This is a genomic window from Embleya sp. L77, from assembly GCF_055557415.1.
This window is the reverse complement of sequence record NZ_CM145709.1, coordinates 6,380,442-6,396,396: the sequence shown is the minus strand read 5'-3', so window position 1 is coordinate 6,396,396 and position 15,955 is coordinate 6,380,442. Positions and strand designations below refer to the sequence as shown.

Genomic DNA, 15,955 nt, shown 5'->3' with positions numbered 1-15,955 from the left:
ACTCCATCGTGGCGGAGGTGCCCTTCGGCTGCTGCGGGCGGGGGTCGAAATCAGTCGGTTTTGCCGCTGACTCCCGCCGAGTCGAACGTCGCCACATCGTGCAGGACGCGGACCGCGCTCTGCACCAGCGGCAGCGCGAGCACCGCGCCGGTGCCCTCGCCGAGCCGCATCTCCAACTCGACCAGCGGACGCAGCGACAACTTCGCCAGGGCCGCCGCATGGCCGGGTTCGGCCGAACGGTGACCCGCGACGCACGCCTGGATGGCCTCCGGCGCGATCGCCTGCGCGACCAGGGCCGCCGCACCGGCGATCACCCCGTCGAGCACGACCGGTACGCGCAACGCCGCCGCGCCGATGATGAACCCGGCGAGCGCCGCGTGTTCCAGGCCGCCGATCGCGGCCAATACGCCGATCGGGTCGCCGGGATCGGGTTCGTGCCGCGCCAGCGCCGCCTTGACCACCTCGATCTTGCGCCGGTGGGTGGCATCGTCGATGCCGGTCCCGCGACCGGTCACCTCGGCGACCTCCACGCCGGTGAACACCGAGATCAGCGCGGCGGACGCGGTCGTGTTCGCGATCCCCATGTCGCCGGTGAGCAGCCCCCGGTTGCCGGCCGTGACCAGGTCGCGGGCCGTCTCGATGCCGACCTCGATCGCCGCGATGGCCTCCTCGCGGGTCATCGCGGGGCCCTGGGTCATGTCCGCGGTGCCCGGCCGGATCCGGCGCGGCAGCAGTCCGGTCGCGTTCGGCAACTCGGTCGCGACTCCGACGTCCACGACGCACACCTCGACGCCGATCTGCTTGGCGAACGCGTTGACCACGGCGCCGCCGGCGAGGAAGTTGCCCACCATCTGCGCGGTGACCTCCTGCGGCCACGGCGACACGCCCTGCGCGTGCACCCCGTGGTCGGCGGCGAACACCGCGACCGCGGCGGGCTCGGGGACGGGCGGCGGGAAGGTCCGGGCCAGGCCGGACAACTGCGCGCCGATCGTCTCCAGGATGCCCAGCGAGCCGGGCGGCTTGGTCATGTTGCGCTGGTGCTCCCACGCCGCGCCCAGCGCCTTGGCGTCGAGCGGACGCACCGACCGGAGCGTCTCGTCGAGCAGGCTGACCGGCTCCTCGCCGGGCAGGCCGCGCCGACCGTAGGTCTCCTCGTGCACCACCCACGACAGCGGCCGGGCCCTGGCCCATCCCGAGGTGGCCAGCTCCGGCTCGTCCGGGAACGCGTCCACGTAGCCGACGCACAGGTAGGCGACCACGTCGATGTGGTCGGGCAGACCCAGCGCCGTGGCCAGCTCGCGCTCGTCGAAGAAGCTCACCCAGCCGACGCCCAGGCCCTCGGCCCGGGCGGCCAGCCACAGGTTCTCCACCGCGAGCGCGCTGGAGTAGGGGCCCATCTGCGGCTGGGTGTGCCGGCCCAGGGTGTGCCGACCGCCGCGTGTGGAGTCCACGGTGACCACGATGTTGACCGGGGTCTCCAGGATCGCCTCGACCTTGATCTCCAGGAACTGCTTGGCCCGGGCCTTGGGCAGCGAGGTGGCGTACGCCTCACGCTGGCGCTGGGCCAGTTCCTGGACGGTGACCCGGGTCTCCTCGGAGCGGATCACCACGAAGTCCCACGGCTGCGAATAACCGACGCTGGGCGCCGCGTGCGCGGCCTCCAGCACCCGGACCAGGACGTCGTCCGGCACCGGGTCGGGCCGGAACCCGGCCCGGACGTCCCGGCGCTCGCGCATCACCCGATGCACCGCCTCGCGCGCCGCGTCGTCGTAGCCGGGAGCGGCGGGGCCGCGCTCGACCTCGGGCTCGGGCTCCGCCTGGGCGTCCGGCTCCGACTCCGACTGCGGTTGCGACTGCGACTGCTGTCCCGGCTCCGGCGTGGCCGGGTCCCGAGGCTCGTCGGTGGGTGCGGCGGCAACCGCCTCCGGCGCCGAATCCTGGGCCACCGGCCCGGAATCGGCCGCCGCCGCTGCCGGTTCGACCGCGACCGGCCGCTCGGCGGCGGGCAGCACCACGGTGACCGCGGTCGCCGAGGCGGGCTCGGCCGCCGCGTCGTCGTCGGTCGGCGCGTCCGCCGGCGCATCGCCTGCGGGCTCCGCCGGCGCGGGCGTCTCGGGCGCGACCGGGTCGGCCTGCCCGCCCTGGGCGGCGTCGGCCGGAGCGGTGCCGACCGGCTCGGCCGGCGGCGGCGGAATCCTGGGGATCTCGCCGCTCCCGGCGACGACCGCGGGCTGCGGCTGCCGATCGGGCTCGGCGCCGGGCGTGCTCTGGGGGCCGTGCATGGCGGTGCTTTCCTCGGACGTACGGGGACCCGCCGGGCCGGCGGCGGCCGATCCGGCCTCGACCGGGCCGGCAGGCGGCGCGGTTCCGGTCGCGGTGGGTACCGCGACGGGCTCGGGGGCCGTCGCGGGCGCCGGGTGCTCGGCGCTCGGCGGGGCGGGGATCTCCTCGGCGAGGAGTTCCGCCGCGATGGACCGGGTGGTCGATCCGGCCGGGACCGCGACGGCGGGCGCCGCGTTCGGGAGCGGGGCCGGGGCGGCCTCGGTCGACGCGTCGTCCGCTGCTGCGACGGGCGCCGTCGCGGCGGACGCATCGCCCGCTTCGACCACGACCGGCGCACCGTCGGCGACGGGCTCCGGGCCGGGGGCGGCGGGCTGCTCCGCGGGCGCCTCCGGGACAGCCTCGGCGGCGGGTGCCGCGCCCACCTGCTCGGCCGCCGGCACGGGCTGCTCGCCCGAGGTCGGAACGACCCCGTCCGGCGCGGCCGATGCGGGCTGCTCGACGGGCTCGGCCGATGCGGGCTGCCCGGTCGGCGTGACCGGCGCGGCCGCGGTCTCGGCCGCCGGCCCGGTCGGCTCGGCGGGCGTGGTCGGGCCGGTCGCCACCGGCGGCACGGGTTGCGCCGCGGAGACGGGCTGCGCGGCCGACTCGGTCTGCCCGGCCGGCTGCGGCGGCGCGACCGAAGCAGCCTGCCCGGAGGGGGCAACCGGCTCGGCGGGCACCGTGGTTGCGGTCGGCTCGGCGGACGCCGTGGTTGCGGTCGGCTCGGCGGACGCCGTGGTTGCGGTCGGCTCGGCGGACGCCGTGGTTGCGGTCGGCTCGGCGGACGCCGTGGTTGCGGTCGGCTCCGTCGCGCCGGTGGCCGCACTCGGCACCGCCGGCACCACGCCCTGCTCCGGAACCACCGGCTCCGCCGCCGCACTTTCGACGGCCGACTCGCCGGCGCCGGCCTCCGGCGCGACCGCCACGGCGGCAACGGGCTCGGCCTGCGGTCCGGTTGCCGGACCGACGGGCGGTGCGTCGGCCGCGATCGGCGCCGTGTTCGAACCCTCGGACGGCCCCTCGGCCGCAACGGGCTCCGCCGGTACGGGCGGTGCGACCGGCGTACCCTCCGCCGGCGCATCCGGCACCGCCGAACCCGCGTTCGCCTGCGGCACGTCCGGCGCCGCGACCACCCCGGCAACGGGCGCGACCGGCCCGACCGCCTGCTCGGCGACCTGCACGGCCTCCGACTCCGGCGGTGGCACCGGGCCGATCGGCGTTCCCGCGGGAATCGCCCCGTGCTCACCCGAATCGGCCGGCGCCGCGCCGTTCTCGGGCTTGCGTCGCCGACTTCCGGTGCCTTCCGGCACCACGGCCGCGGCCGGCGGCACCTGCCCCGCCGGTACCGACGGTGCGGCGTCGTCCTGCTGCGCCGCGACGGGCGGCGCGGGTTCGACCACGGCCTCGGCCACGACCGGACCGGCCTCGACGCCAACCGGCGCCGACGCGGCGTCGACGGGCGCTTGGGATCCCGGCGCAGCCGCAGGCACGACCGCCTGCGGCTGCGCCGGGTCGGCCCCACCCACTGCGGCCACGCCCGGCGGCACCGAAACGGCCGCCTCCGCACCGCCGATCGGGCCAGCGGCGGGCGTGGGTGCGGTGGCCGGCGACGCGTTCGGCCCGCTCAGCGCGTCGACGACCGCGTCCGGCGCGGCCTGGACGAACCTGGGATGCGCGGGCTGCGTCGGCACGCCCGGCAACGGTTGCGGTATGGCCGGCGCGGTGACTCCCCGCTCGGGCTCGGCCACCGGCGCGACCGGCGACGGCGACTGCTCCGCGACCGGCGCGGCGGCTGCGACCGGCTCGACCGGGGCGGCAGCCGCGACGGGCTCGGCAGGCGCGGGCTCGGCAGGCGCCGGCTCGGCAGGCGCCGGCTCGACCGGCTGCGGCGCGACCGGCGGCGGTACCACCGGCACCGCCTGCATCGGCGTCGCCTGGGCCGGAATACCGGTGTTCACCGCGTCGCCCACCGGGTGTGCGCCACTGTGCGGACCGGTCTGCTGCGGCACCGGGCCGCGGCCGACCCGCCGCTGCCGCCGTGGCGGCAGGGTGGTGCGCTGCGGCACGGCGGCGGCGACCGGGAACGGCGGAGTGTCCGCCGGGTTCCCGCCGACCGGCGGGGCCGGCTGCGGGGGGGCCGGCGGCTGCGGGGCCGCCGACTGCGGGGCCTGCTGCGGCTGCTCCACGCTCTGCGCCGCGCGCACGCGCTGACGCAGCCGACCGCCGGTGACGCCCGGCTGTTCGACGAACGCACCGGCCTGCGGGCCGGGTGCCGTATGCGGCGCCGCACCCGACGGCACCTCGCCCCCGGTCGCGCCCTGCGGCACGTCCGAGCCGTACTCGGCGACCGGTGGCACGGCGACCGGCTGCACGAACTGCGGCGCGGCGGGCGGCGGTACGACGGGCGCCGCCTGCACCGGCGGCGCGGCGGGCGCGGCCTGGGCCGGCCCGCCCTGCGCGGGTACTGCCTGGGCCGGTGCCGGATACGGCTCGGCCACGCCCTGCGGCGCGCCGTACTCCCCGGGGCCGAACCCCTGGACCGGCTGCGGGACTTCCTGATGCGGCGTCATGGGGCCGGGCGGATACGGGATCTGGCCGGCCGTCATCGGCGCGACATAGGTCTCCGGCTGCTCCGGCTCGTCGATGATCATCGCGGCGAACATGCCGGACTGCGGGCCGGGCACGGCGTCATACGCCTGCTCGACCGGCGGTACCGGAACCTGTCCCGAAGCGTCGTCGCCGGCCGCGGCCATGCGGTCGGCCAGGGACATCCCGGGCGCGGCCGGTACCGGCACGTTCGGGTCGGCCCAGCCTGCCTGCGGCCCCGGCATCAACAGCGAGTCCTCGTCGTCCAGATCGTCGTACGGGTATGGACCGGCCGGTTCCCCCACCGGGCCGGTGCCGGCGGCGTGCCTGGCGGGGGCAGGGCCCACGCCCTCCCCGGCAGGTCGGCGCTCGTCGGCTTCGCTCATGTAACTACTCCTTCCAGGGCAGCCGCGAAGGCCAGCGTCGTGGCACGATCCCGCACCGCGATCCGAAGCCAATCCGGGCCGAGGCCCGGAAAGGTGTCGGCCCGCCGAACCGCGTAGCCTCGCTCCCTCAGCTGCTCGCGGATCTCTGGGCCCCCCTCGATCCGCGCGAGCACGAACGAGGAACGGGGAACGACCGGTAGCCGCATCCCCGAAACCGTGCGCAGCCTCTCCACGAGGTACGAACGGTCAGCCGCGAGCGTAACGGCCAACGCCTCCGCCTGCGCGAGCGCCTCCGGCGTGCAGCACGCCTCGGCGGCGATCAACGCCGGTGTCGACACCGACCACAACGGCTGAGCGTCCGTGAGGATGCGCACCAGATCCGGGGAAGCCAGGACGTAACCGATTCGAAGTCCGGCCAACGCCCAGGTTTTCGTGAGACTTCGCACAACCACGAGCCCGGGCAGGTCGCGTCGGTCGGCCACGCTTTCGGGTTCGCCGGGGATGGTGTCGGCGAACGCCTCGTCGACCACCAGGATCCGGCCGGGGCGCGCGAGGGCGGCGATCGTGGCCGCCGGGTGCAGGACCGAGGTGGGGTTGGTGGGGTTGCCCAGGACGACCAGGTCGGCCTCGTCCGGAATCCGGGCCGGATCGAGGGCGAAGCCGTCCCGCTCGTCCAGCAGTACCCGGTGCACGGTGTGCCCGGCGGCCCGCAACGCGGCCTCGGGCTCGGTGAACTGCGGGTGTACGACCACCGCGTGTCGCGGGGCCAGGGTCCGGGCGAGCAGCACGAACGCCTCGGCGGCGCCCGCCGTGGGCAACACCTCGGCGATCGGGCGCCGGTGTCGGGCCGCGATGGCGGCCCGGGCCCGGCCCGTGTCGGGGTAGGCGGCCAGGTCGCCCAGGCTCGCGGCGAGGCGGTGCACGAGCCACGCCGGCGGGGCCGCGAGCCGGACGTTGACCGCGAGGTCCACCAGTCCCGGCCCGATCTCCGCGTCGCCGTGGTGGCGCAGGTCCACGTCCGGTGCAACGCCCGCGCCCGGCGTGCCGTCCCGTTCGTCGGGAATGGGCCCGTCGAGTTCCGTCATCGCGTCACTGCCCATGTCCGTGGTTCCCGTACCCCTGCCCGGTGCCCCTGCCCGCCGTGTCGTTGGTGTCCATGATGGTGGTGATGGTGCCCGGTCCGACGGCCGGGGTCCCGGCGTTGACCGCGAGCCGGCACTTCCCGACCGGTTTGCCGTGCGAAATCGACTGCCTCATCGCCGAGTCCGCCCATTTCCATACCGATCACGGCGTTTCCTGTTGCACCCCCGCGTTCACCGCCGCACCCGCCGGTCCCGGGCCGGCCGATCCCCCGCCCGCCGGCCGATGGCGGGCCACCGCGACCGTACAGCGGGGGCGCGCGCCCACGCCGCGGGTCTTGGCCACCAGCAACTCGCCCAACCACGGGCCCGGTACCGGCCCCAGCCGCGCGGCCGCCTCGGCCACGCCCGGCGTCCCGACCGCCGCCCTGACCCGCTCGCTGGGATGCGGCACCGGCACCGCGGCGAGTTCCTCCGCCGCGCGCGCGAACAGCGGCAGTCCCAGCAGCGCCGCTCCCGCGACCAGACCCGGCTCGTCCGCCCGGGCCGTCACGGTCACCAGCGCCAGCACCGCCGAGCGCGCCAGGCCGGCCCGCGCGAGCACGGCGCACACGCTCGCGCGCACCTCCTCCGCGCCCACCCCGCGCGCCGCCCCGACCCCGACCACCAGGTCCGGCCCGTGCGCCGCCGGGCCGGCCGTGGCCGAAACCAGCCCCTGCGTCCCCGGTACGGCCGCCGCCGGCGCAGCACCCGACGCGACGACTCCCGCCGCCGAGGCGGCGATCACCCGCCCGCCCGACACCCGGTCCCCGGTCAAGCCCGGTCCCCCCACAGCACGAACACCGGATGCGCCGGTTCCAGGCGTTGGGCACCACCGGTGACCGGCGAAAGCCGCGAGGCCTGCAACAGACAACCCTCCACGGTGTATCCCGAGCGCTCCAGCACCGCGCGCGACTCGGCCACCCGATCCACCTCGGACATCGCGGCCACGATCCGCTCCGGCCGGCGCGCCGCGCACGCGGCCACCGTCGAGGGTCCGCCGCCGCCGACGAACACCACGTCCGGCAACGGCAATCGGGACAACACCTCCGGCGCCTTGCCGTGCACCACCTGCACCTCGACCCCGAACCGGCCCGCGTTCTCGGTGATCAGGTCGCACCCGAACGCGTCCTGCTCGACCGCGACCACCGCCGCGCCGTGCCGCGCGCACTCGATGCCCACCGAACCGCTGCCGGCGCCGATGTCCCAGACCAGGTCGCCCAGCCGCGGCCCGAGCCGGGCCACCGCCAGCGCGCGCACCTCGGCCCGGGTGATCGCGCCCGCCCGATGCGCGTACACGTCCTCCGCCACCGCCCAGCCGCGCACCGGCCCGGGAAAGCCCGGGCGTTCGCCCGCCAGCCAGCCCGCCGCCGCGCCCGCGCGCGGGGCCGGCCCGATCACGATCACCACGTCCACATCGGACCACTCGTGCTCGATCGCATGCTCGGCGGAGACCATCGAGATCTCCTCCTGCTCGGTGCCCAGGTGCTCGCACACCACGAAGGTGCGCGGCACATCCGGGAGCAGCGCGGCGAGTTCGGCCGGCCCCGCCCCCGGCCCGGTGAGCACCGCGACCTTGCCGAACGCCCGGCACACGTTCGCCGCCCGCCGTACGTCCCGGCCCAGCGCGCTGACCACCCGCGCGTCGTCCCACGGCATCGAGGCCCGGGCGAACGCCAGCGCCACCGAGGACACCGCGGGCACGATCTCCAACTCCAGGCCGTATTCGGCCCGGCGCAACAACCGCACGATCCCGAAGAACCCGGGATCGCCGACGGCCAGAACCACCGCTATGCCGCGATGCGCGCCGATCCGCTGCGCGGCCACGTGCACGTTGCCCAGCACCACCCGCTCGGCGCCCTCGGGCACCGCGACGGCGGCCAACAGCCGTTCCGGGCCCGCCACCAGGGTCGCCGTCCGCAACGCCTCCACCGCCGGTGCCGACAGCGGCGCGCCGTCGTACCCGATCACGGTCACCCGATCAGCCATGGCCATCCCCTCACCGCGCCGAACCCCGGGGGGAGGTCCCGCGCGTGGTCATGCGGCGGCGCCCACGAAGAGGAGCCCGTATCCGACACGACGTCGGCTCCCCCCTTCGAGGTTGCGCCGCTCACCGCCCGAGCGTGCTCCCGTTGCCGCGGTCGGTAACCGGCCACGCCTGCGCGCCCTCCCGCGCACCCGCACCCGCCGACGCGCCCGTATCCACATCCGCCGCCGCTCCCGCGCCCGCCGGATCGGCCGCGAGCGCACAGGAACGGGCGAACCGCCGGGCCAGATCGGGCGCGCCGGCCCAGTGCGCGTGCAGATACGACGCGTGCACCGATCCCGCGACGTGTCCTTCCAGGCCGGAGTCGCCCAGGCTCCACGCCGCTCGGCGCCCGGCCCGCGGCGTGAGCGTCGTGCGATGGAACTCGTGCCCGCGCACCACCCGACCGGTCGCGGCGAGCACCGAGTCGTGCGCGGCCGTCGCCTCCCGATAGCCCAGGGTCAGCCGCTCGGTCATCCGCGCGTCGGCGTCCAGCACCCCGCACATCGGCGCACCGTCCAGGGTCCGGGCCAGGTAGAGCAGACCCGCGCACTCGGCCGCGATCGGGCCGCCGCGCGCGGCCAGCGCCACCACGTCCGCCCGCAGCGTCGCATTGGCCGACAACTCCGCCGCGTACACCTCGGGAAAGCCGCCGCCCAGCACGAGCCCCGCCGTGCCCGCGGGCAGCCGTTCGTCCCGCAGCGGGTCGACGGTGACCACCTCGGCCCCGGCCGCGCCGAGCAGTTCGGCGGTCTCCGCGTACGCGAAGGTGAATGCCGAACCACCCGCCAGCGCGACGACGGGTCGCCCCGGAATCGGGCCGGCCACCTCGTGCACCGGGTCCCACGGCGCATCCGGCAGCGGCCCCGCGCCCGCCGCGATCCGCCGCACCGCGGCCAGGTCCACGCTGCGCGCGACCAGTTCGCCGAGCGCGTCCACCGTGCGCACCGCGTCGGCGTGCCGTTCGGCGACCGGGACCAGGCCCAGGTGCCGCGCGGGTTTGGCGATCGCGTCGTGCCGGCGCAGCACACCCAGGACCGGCATGCCGATCTCGTCCAGCGCCTCGCGCAGCATGCTCTCGTGCCGGTCCGAGCCGACCCGGTTCAGGATCACCCCGGCCACGCCCACGTCCGGATCGAATGCGTCGAACCCGCGCACGAGCGCGGCCACCGAGCGGCTCTGCGCCCGCGCGTCCACGACCAGGATCACCGGCGCCGCGAGCAGCCGCGCGACGTGCGCGGTGGAGGCGTACCCACCCCGCCCGGCCGCACCGTCGAACATGCCCATCACGCCCTCGACCACGGCCAGATCGCCACCGCGCGCGCCGTGCGCGAACAGCGGCGCGATCCGGTCCTCGCCGACCAGGAACGGGTCCAGGTTGCGTCCGGGCCGGCCGGCCGCGAGCGCGTGATAGCCGGGATCGATGTAGTCCGGCCCCACCTTGTGCGGCGACACCACGTCGCCGCGCCGGGTGAACGCCGCGATCAGCCCGGTGGCGACGGTGGTCTTGCCGTGCCCGGAGGCGGGGGCGGCGATCACCACGCGCGGGGGCGCCGGGGCACTCACCACTCGATGCCTCGCTGGCCCTTTTGGCCCGCGTCCATCGGGTGCTTGATCTTGGTCATCTCGGTGACCAGGTCGGCCGCCTCGATCAGCCGCGGGTCCGCGTCGCGGCCGGTGATCACCACGTGTTGGCTGCCGGGACGATCGCGCAGCACCGCGACCACCTCGTCCACGTCCACCCAGCCCCACTTCATCGGGTAGGTGAACTCGTCGAGCACGTACACCCGGTAGGTCTCCGCGGCCAGGTCGCGCTTGATCTGCTCCCAGCCCTGTCGGGCCGCCTCGGCGTGGTCCTCCTGGGTGCCCTCGCGCTGGATCCAGGACCAGCCCTCGCCCATCTTGTGCCAGGTGACCGGACCACCCTCGCCGGTCTCGGTGTGCACGCGGCCGAGGGTGCGCAGCACGGTCTCCTCGCCGACCCTCCACTTCGCCGACTTCACGAACTGGAACACCCCGATCGGCCAACCCTGATTCCAGCCGCGCAGCGCCAACCCGAACGCGGCGGTGGACTTGCCCTTGCCGGGCCCGGTGTGCACGACGACCAGGGCCCGATTCCGACGCTGACGCGTGGTCAGCCCGTCGGCGGGCACGTGCGTGGGAACGCCCTGCGGCATGGTGATCTCCCTTTGTCCAGAGGAATGTCGACCGTGTACGAACGTCGACGAAGGCACGAGCGCAATACCGACCCGGCCCCGGTCCCCGCCCGGATCGAACACCGCGACCCATCCGGTGTTCGAGGCCGGCGGGTCGCCCAACCGCCCACCGGCGGCCGGTGGCGGATCCGGCGGGCGGCCGGGCCGCGGGTCACGCGACCGAACGCACGTCCCGAACCAGGCCCGCCAGGCCGTCCGCCGCCAGTTCGTCCAGGGTGACCACCGGCCCGCCCAGGTCGCCGGCGAGCCGCGCCGCCAACCCGAGCCGTACCGGCCCGCTCTCGCAGTCCACCACCAACGACGCGACCCCCGTCGCGGCCAACAACCGCGCCGCCCGCCGGCTCTCGCCCAGGGCGTCCCTGCCGCCCGTGGCCCGCCCGTCGGTGACCACGACCAGCAGCGGCCGGCGCAGCGGGTCACGCAGCCGCTCCACCCGCAACGTCTCGTGTGCGCGCAGCAGTCCGGCCCCCACCGGGGTGCGCCCGCCGGTGGGCAGCGCGGCCAGTCGGGCCGCGCCGATCTCGACCGAGGAGGTCGGCGGCAACACCAGCGCGGCGTCCGCGCCGCGGAAGGTGACCAGGCCGACCTTGTCCCGCCGCTGGTAGGCGTCCAGGAGCAGGGAGAGCACCGCGCCCTTGACCGCGCGCATGCGCTTGCGCGCCGCCATCGACCCGGACGCGTCCACCACGAACAGCACCAGGTTGCCCTCGCGGCCCTCGCGGACCGCCTCGCGCAGATCCGCACGCCGCAGCAGCAGCCCCGCGCCGGTGCGGCCCCGCGCCTTCTGGTGCAGCGCCGCCGCCCGCACCGTGGCCGCGACGTGCAGCCGGGTCACCCGGCCGGCCGCGACCTGCGAGCCCGTGGTGCGCCCACTCGCGGTCCGCGCGCGCGAGCGCCGCCCGGCCGCGCCCTGACCCACCCCGGGCACCGAGAACAGCCGGGTGCGGTACGGCTCGGCGGCCGCGACGGCGGCCTGCTCCCGCCCGCCGCCCGAGGCGGTGGGCGCGCCCTCGACGGGCGCGTCCTCGGTGCCGGGCGCCGAACTCGGCGCCGCCTCGGTCCGGCCGGGCGCCGTCCCCGAACCATCGGACCCGTCCGGCCCATCGGACCCGTCCGGCCCATCGGACCGGCCCGAACCCTCCGACCCGTCCGCGTCCGGCGGCGGCGATCCACCGCCGTCCGGCCCGTCCCCCTCCGGTTCCGGCTCGGGTTCGGGTTCCGGCTCGTCCGGGTCGCGCAGTGCCTCGTCGAGGAGTTCCTCGTCCAACCCCGGCGCGTCGAAGGGGTTGCGCCGCCGTCGGTGCGGCAGCGCCAACAGCGCCGCCGCGCGCACGTCCTGCGCCGTCACCTCGGTCCGCCCGTGCCAGGCGGCCAGCGCGATAGAGGTGCGCGCCGTGACCAGGTCCGCTCGCATCCCGTCCACCTCGAACGACGCGCACACCCGTGCGATCCGCTCCAACTCGGCGTCCGGAAGCACCACATCCGCCAAAACCCGGCGGGCGCGCAGGATGCGCTCGGCCAACTCGGCGTCCTCGCCCGCCCAGCGGGCCGCGAACGCCTCGGGGTCGGCCTCGTACGCCAACCGTCGGCGCACCACCTCGGCCCGCTCGCGCGGCTCCCGGCTGGCCGCGACCTCCACCGTCAGCCCGAACCGGTCGAGCAACTGCGGTCGCAGCTCGCCCTCTTCCGGGTTCATCGTGCCCACGAGCAGGAACCGCGCGGCGTGCCGCACGGACACTCCCTCGCGTTCGACGTGCGAGGTGCCCATCGCGGCCGCGTCCAGGAGCAGGTCCACCAGGTGGTCGTGCAGCAGGTTGACCTCGTCGACGTACAACACGCCGCGGTGCGCGGCGGCCAGCAGGCCGGGCTCGTACGCCTTGACGCCCTCGGTCAGCGCGCGTTCGATATCCAGCGAGCCGGCCAGTCGGTCCTCGCTGGCGCCGACCGGCAGTTCGACCAGGCGCGCGGCGCGGGTGGTGCCGGCGATCCCCGGGTCGTGCGGGCCGTCCGGGCACCGGGCATCCGGGGCGGCCGGATCGCACGAGAAGCGGCAACCGGGCACCACCGCGACCTCGGGCAGTTGGCCGGCGAGCGCGCGCACCATGGTCGACTTGGCGGTGCCCTTCTCGCCGCGCACGAGCACTCCGCCGACCGCGGGCGAGACCGCGTTGAGCACGAGCGCCAGCCGCAGATCGGCCAGGCCGACGATCGCGGAGAACGGGTAGGCGGCGCTCATCGGCGTCGCCCCGCGCCACTGGATATGCGGTCGGTTGTCACAAAGCACGCAGGCATGCGCCGTCGGCCTCCCTCGGGTGTCCACGCCCTGGTCGGTTGCAGGACCCGCGACCCGGGTCCCGGACAGCGGCAAGTCTCTGGCTCACGCCCGCCCGAGGGCGCGCGTTCACAGTGGCGGGACCGCTCCGGGTTGCCGTGCCGCGCCGCCTCCCTCGGATGTACCGGTGTCGAGGTGTGCCCGAACCCTCGCGGAGCACGCGCATACCTCGACACCGGGCCCGAAGGTGCTCCGCGCGATACGCCGGATTCCTTCCCTGCTGTCGGCGACAGCCTCTCATACGCCGGAAAACGCGCCACGGCCCCCGCCACATGATGTGGCGGGGGCCGTGGTGGGGTGTGCTGCGCGCGGATCAGAACGCGGGGAGCACGTTGCCCTTGTACTCGTCGGCGATGTACTTCTTCACCTCGGGCGAGTTCAGCAGCTTGGCCAGCTTCTGCACGCGCGGGTCGTTCTCCTTGCCCTTCTTGACCACCAGGACGTTCGCGTACGGGTTGTTCTCCGCCTTCTCCACCGCGATGCCGTCCTTGCCCGGGGTCAGCTTGGCGCTCAGCGCGTAGTTGCCGTTGATCACCGCGCCGTCCACGTCGTCCAGCGCGCGGGGCAGCTGGGCCGCCTCGATCGCCTTGAACGTGAGCTTCTTCGGGTTGTCCACGACGTCCTTCTCGGTCGCCGTGGTGCCCGCGCCGTCCTTGAGCTTGATCACTCCGTTGTCGGCGAGCAGCTTGAGCGCGCGACCGCCGTTGGTGGCGTCGCTGGGGAACGCGACGGTCGCGCCGTCCTTCAGGTCGGCGAGCGACTTGACCTTCTTGGAGTAGAGCGCCAGCGGCTCCAGGTGCACCGGCACGACCGGGACCAGGCTGGTCTTCCTCTCCTTGTTGAACTCGTCCAGATACGGCTTGTGCTGGAAGAAGTTGGCGTCGACGTTGCCCTCGTCCAGGGCCGGGTTCTGCTGGGTGTAGTCGGCGAATTCCTTGACGTCCAGCTTCAGGCCCTCCTTCGCCGCGAGGTTGTCCTTGATGTACTTCAGGATCTGCGCGTGCGGGACGGCGGAGGCGGCGACCTTGAGCGGGTCGGACGCGGACGAGCCCTTGTCGTCGTCGCTGCCGCAGGCGGCGAGACCGAGCCCGAGGGCGGCGACGGCGGTGAGGGCGACGAACTTGTTGATACGCACGAAGAGTGCCTTTCCTGGTGGTGCGGTGTACGCGGGCGGGATGCCTCGCGTCGTACGGGGGCCGGGCGCGAAGGCCTAGCGGTGGGCGAGCCTGCGGGAGAGCAGATCGCCGACGAATTGCACGAGTTGAACCAGCACGACGAGCACCGCGATGGTGACGAGCATCAGGTTCGTCTCGAAGCGTTGGTAGCCGTAGCGGATGGCTAGGTCGCCCAGCCCACCGCCGCCGACCACGCCCGCCATCGCGGAGTAGCCGACGATCGCCACGACGGTCACCGTGATCGCGGAGATGATCGAGGGCACCGCCTCGCGCACGAGCACCTTGCGCACGATGGTGGTCGTGCTCGCGCCCATCGACTGAGCGGCCTCGATCAGTCCGCGGTCCACCTCGCGCACGGCGGTCTCCACCAGGCGCGCGAAGAACGGGATGGCGCCCACGGTGAGCGGCACGATCGCCGCGTCGGTGCCGATCGTGGTCCCCACCACCCAGCGGGTGAACGGGATCAGCGCGACCAGCAGGATCAGGAACGGGACCGAGCGGCCCACGTTGACCACCAAGCCCAGCAGCTTGTTCGCCGGTGCGAACGCGAGCGGGCCGCCCCGGTCGGTGAGCACGAGCAGGAGCCCGATCGGCAACCCGATCAGTACGGTGATCAGCGTCGAGACACCGACCATGTACAACGTCTCCTGGGTCGCGGTCTCCAGAAGTGGCCGCATTTCGGACCAGGTCATCTTCAGATCTCCTTGCCCGCGAGCGCCACGCCGTCGGCGGCGGCGACGTCGGCGTCCGACTCGGTGGGGGTCGCCGGGCCCTCGTCGACCACGTCGACTTGTAGGCCCTGCTCGCGCAGGTAGCCGATGGGCACCACGTTGTGCTCGAACGTGCCGTCCAGCGAGATCCGCATCCGGCCGATCTGCCGACCGCCGACGCTCTCCACCGCCGCGCCCAGCACGTTGACGTCCACGTTGTAGGTGCGTGCGAGCGTGGAGATGAACGGCTGCGCCGTCTCCTCGCCGCGGAAGGTGATGTCGACCACGGTGCGGCCCTCCAGCAGGCCCGGCGTGCCCAGCGGGAACATCTCCCGGGCCAGCCGCGAGTCGGAGCGGCCGAGCAGTTCGCCCACCGTCCCGGACTCGACGATCCGGCCGCCCTCCATCAGGGCCGCCGAGTCGCAGATGTTCTTGACCACGTCCATCTCGTGGGTGATCAGCAGGATGGTCAGGCCGAGCCGGTCGCGCAGGTCGCGCAGCAGCGCCAGGATCGAGCGGGTGGTCTCCGGGTCGAGTGCCGAGGTGGCCTCGTCGGACAGCAGCACGCGCGGCTCGGCGGCCAGCGCGCGGGCGATGCCCACCCGCTGCTTCTGCCCGCCGGACAGTTGTGCGGGGTACGCCTTGGCGTGCTCGCTCAGCCCGACCAGTTCGAGCAGTTCGGCGACCCGGCGGGCCCGGTCCCGGCGCGGGATGCCGGCGATCTCCAGCGGCACCGCGACGTTCCCGGCGACGGTGCGGCTGGAGAGCAGGTTGAAGTGCTGGAAGATCATCCCGATGCGGCGCCGCTCGGCACGCAGCGCGCTCGCGGACAGCGCGGTCAACTCGCGCCCGCCCACCTCGACGGTGCCCGATGTGGGGCGCTCCAGCAGGTTCAGGCAGCGAATCAACGTGCTCTTGCCGGCGCCGCTGCGGCCGAGCACGCCGAAGATCTCGCCTTCGCGCACGTGCAGGTCGACGTTGTCGAGCGCGGTCACCTGCCGTTCTCGGCTGCGATAGACCTTGCTCAGGGCAGTGGTACGGATCACCGTGATGTCCTCGGTTGGATGCGCGTGCCGAATCGGGC

At 75.0% G+C, this 15,955-nt stretch carries 10 protein-coding genes and 1 pseudogene; all 11 read right to left on the bottom strand.

Annotated features, from left to right (window positions below; genetic code table 11):
- Nucleotides 1–50 precede the first annotated feature (50 nt).
- On the bottom strand, nucleotides 51–5,294 hold the full coding sequence (gene cobT / locus ACZOOI_RS27125) for a nicotinate-nucleotide--dimethylbenzimidazole phosphoribosyltransferase (protein WP_465278291.1): 5,244 nt from the start codon (nucleotides 5,292–5,294) through the stop codon (nucleotides 51–53).
- Nucleotides 5,291–6,394, bottom strand: a complete 1,104-nt coding sequence (cobC, locus tag ACZOOI_RS27120; RefSeq protein ID WP_465278290.1) for an Rv2231c family pyridoxal phosphate-dependent protein CobC — start codon at nucleotides 6,392–6,394, stop codon at nucleotides 5,291–5,293. Before cobC ends, cobT begins: the two co-directional genes overlap by 4 nt.
- On the bottom strand, nucleotides 6,384–6,551 hold the full coding sequence (locus ACZOOI_RS27115) for a hypothetical protein (protein WP_465278289.1): 168 nt from the start codon (nucleotides 6,549–6,551) through the stop codon (nucleotides 6,384–6,386). Before ACZOOI_RS27115 ends, cobC begins: the two co-directional genes overlap by 11 nt.
- Nucleotides 6,552–6,578: 27 nt before the next feature.
- Complete coding sequence (locus ACZOOI_RS27110) at nucleotides 6,579–7,190, bottom strand: cobalamin biosynthesis protein (protein WP_465278288.1); 612 nt, start codon at nucleotides 7,188–7,190, stop codon at nucleotides 6,579–6,581.
- The gene (cbiE, locus tag ACZOOI_RS27105) at nucleotides 7,187–8,401 is read right to left on the bottom strand and encodes a precorrin-6y C5,15-methyltransferase (decarboxylating) subunit CbiE (RefSeq protein ID WP_465278287.1); all 1,215 of its coding nucleotides are present in this window, start codon (nucleotides 8,399–8,401) and stop codon (nucleotides 7,187–7,189) included. The genes ACZOOI_RS27110 and cbiE overlap by 4 nt, the downstream gene beginning before the upstream one ends.
- 121 nt (nucleotides 8,402–8,522) lie before the next feature.
- Entirely contained in the window at nucleotides 8,523–10,004 is a 1,482-nt protein-coding gene (locus ACZOOI_RS27100) for a cobyrinate a,c-diamide synthase (RefSeq protein ID WP_465278286.1), read from the bottom strand.
- Nucleotides 10,001–10,615: a cob(I)yrinic acid a,c-diamide adenosyltransferase gene (gene cobO, locus ACZOOI_RS27095; RefSeq protein WP_465278285.1), complete on the bottom strand. Its 615-nt coding sequence runs from the start codon at nucleotides 10,613–10,615 to the stop codon at nucleotides 10,001–10,003. The genes ACZOOI_RS27100 and cobO overlap by 4 nt, the downstream gene beginning before the upstream one ends.
- Before the next feature lie 190 nt (nucleotides 10,616–10,805).
- Entirely contained in the window at nucleotides 10,806–12,890 is a 2,085-nt protein-coding gene (locus ACZOOI_RS27090; protein ID WP_465278284.1) for a putative cobaltochelatase, read from the bottom strand.
- Nucleotides 12,891–13,299: 409 nt separating this feature from the next.
- Nucleotides 13,300–14,121, bottom strand: a complete 822-nt coding sequence (locus ACZOOI_RS27085) for a MetQ/NlpA family ABC transporter substrate-binding protein (protein ID WP_465278283.1) — start codon at nucleotides 14,119–14,121, stop codon at nucleotides 13,300–13,302.
- Nucleotides 14,122–14,199: 78 nt separating this feature from the next.
- A pseudogene (locus tag ACZOOI_RS27080) lies at nucleotides 14,200–14,853 on the bottom strand (methionine ABC transporter permease); the annotation flags it as partial.
- Between the two features lie 2 nt (nucleotides 14,854–14,855).
- Nucleotides 14,856–15,917: a methionine ABC transporter ATP-binding protein gene (locus ACZOOI_RS27075; RefSeq protein ID WP_465278282.1), complete on the bottom strand. Its 1,062-nt coding sequence runs from the start codon at nucleotides 15,915–15,917 to the stop codon at nucleotides 14,856–14,858.
- Nucleotides 15,918–15,955: the final 38 nt, after the last annotated feature.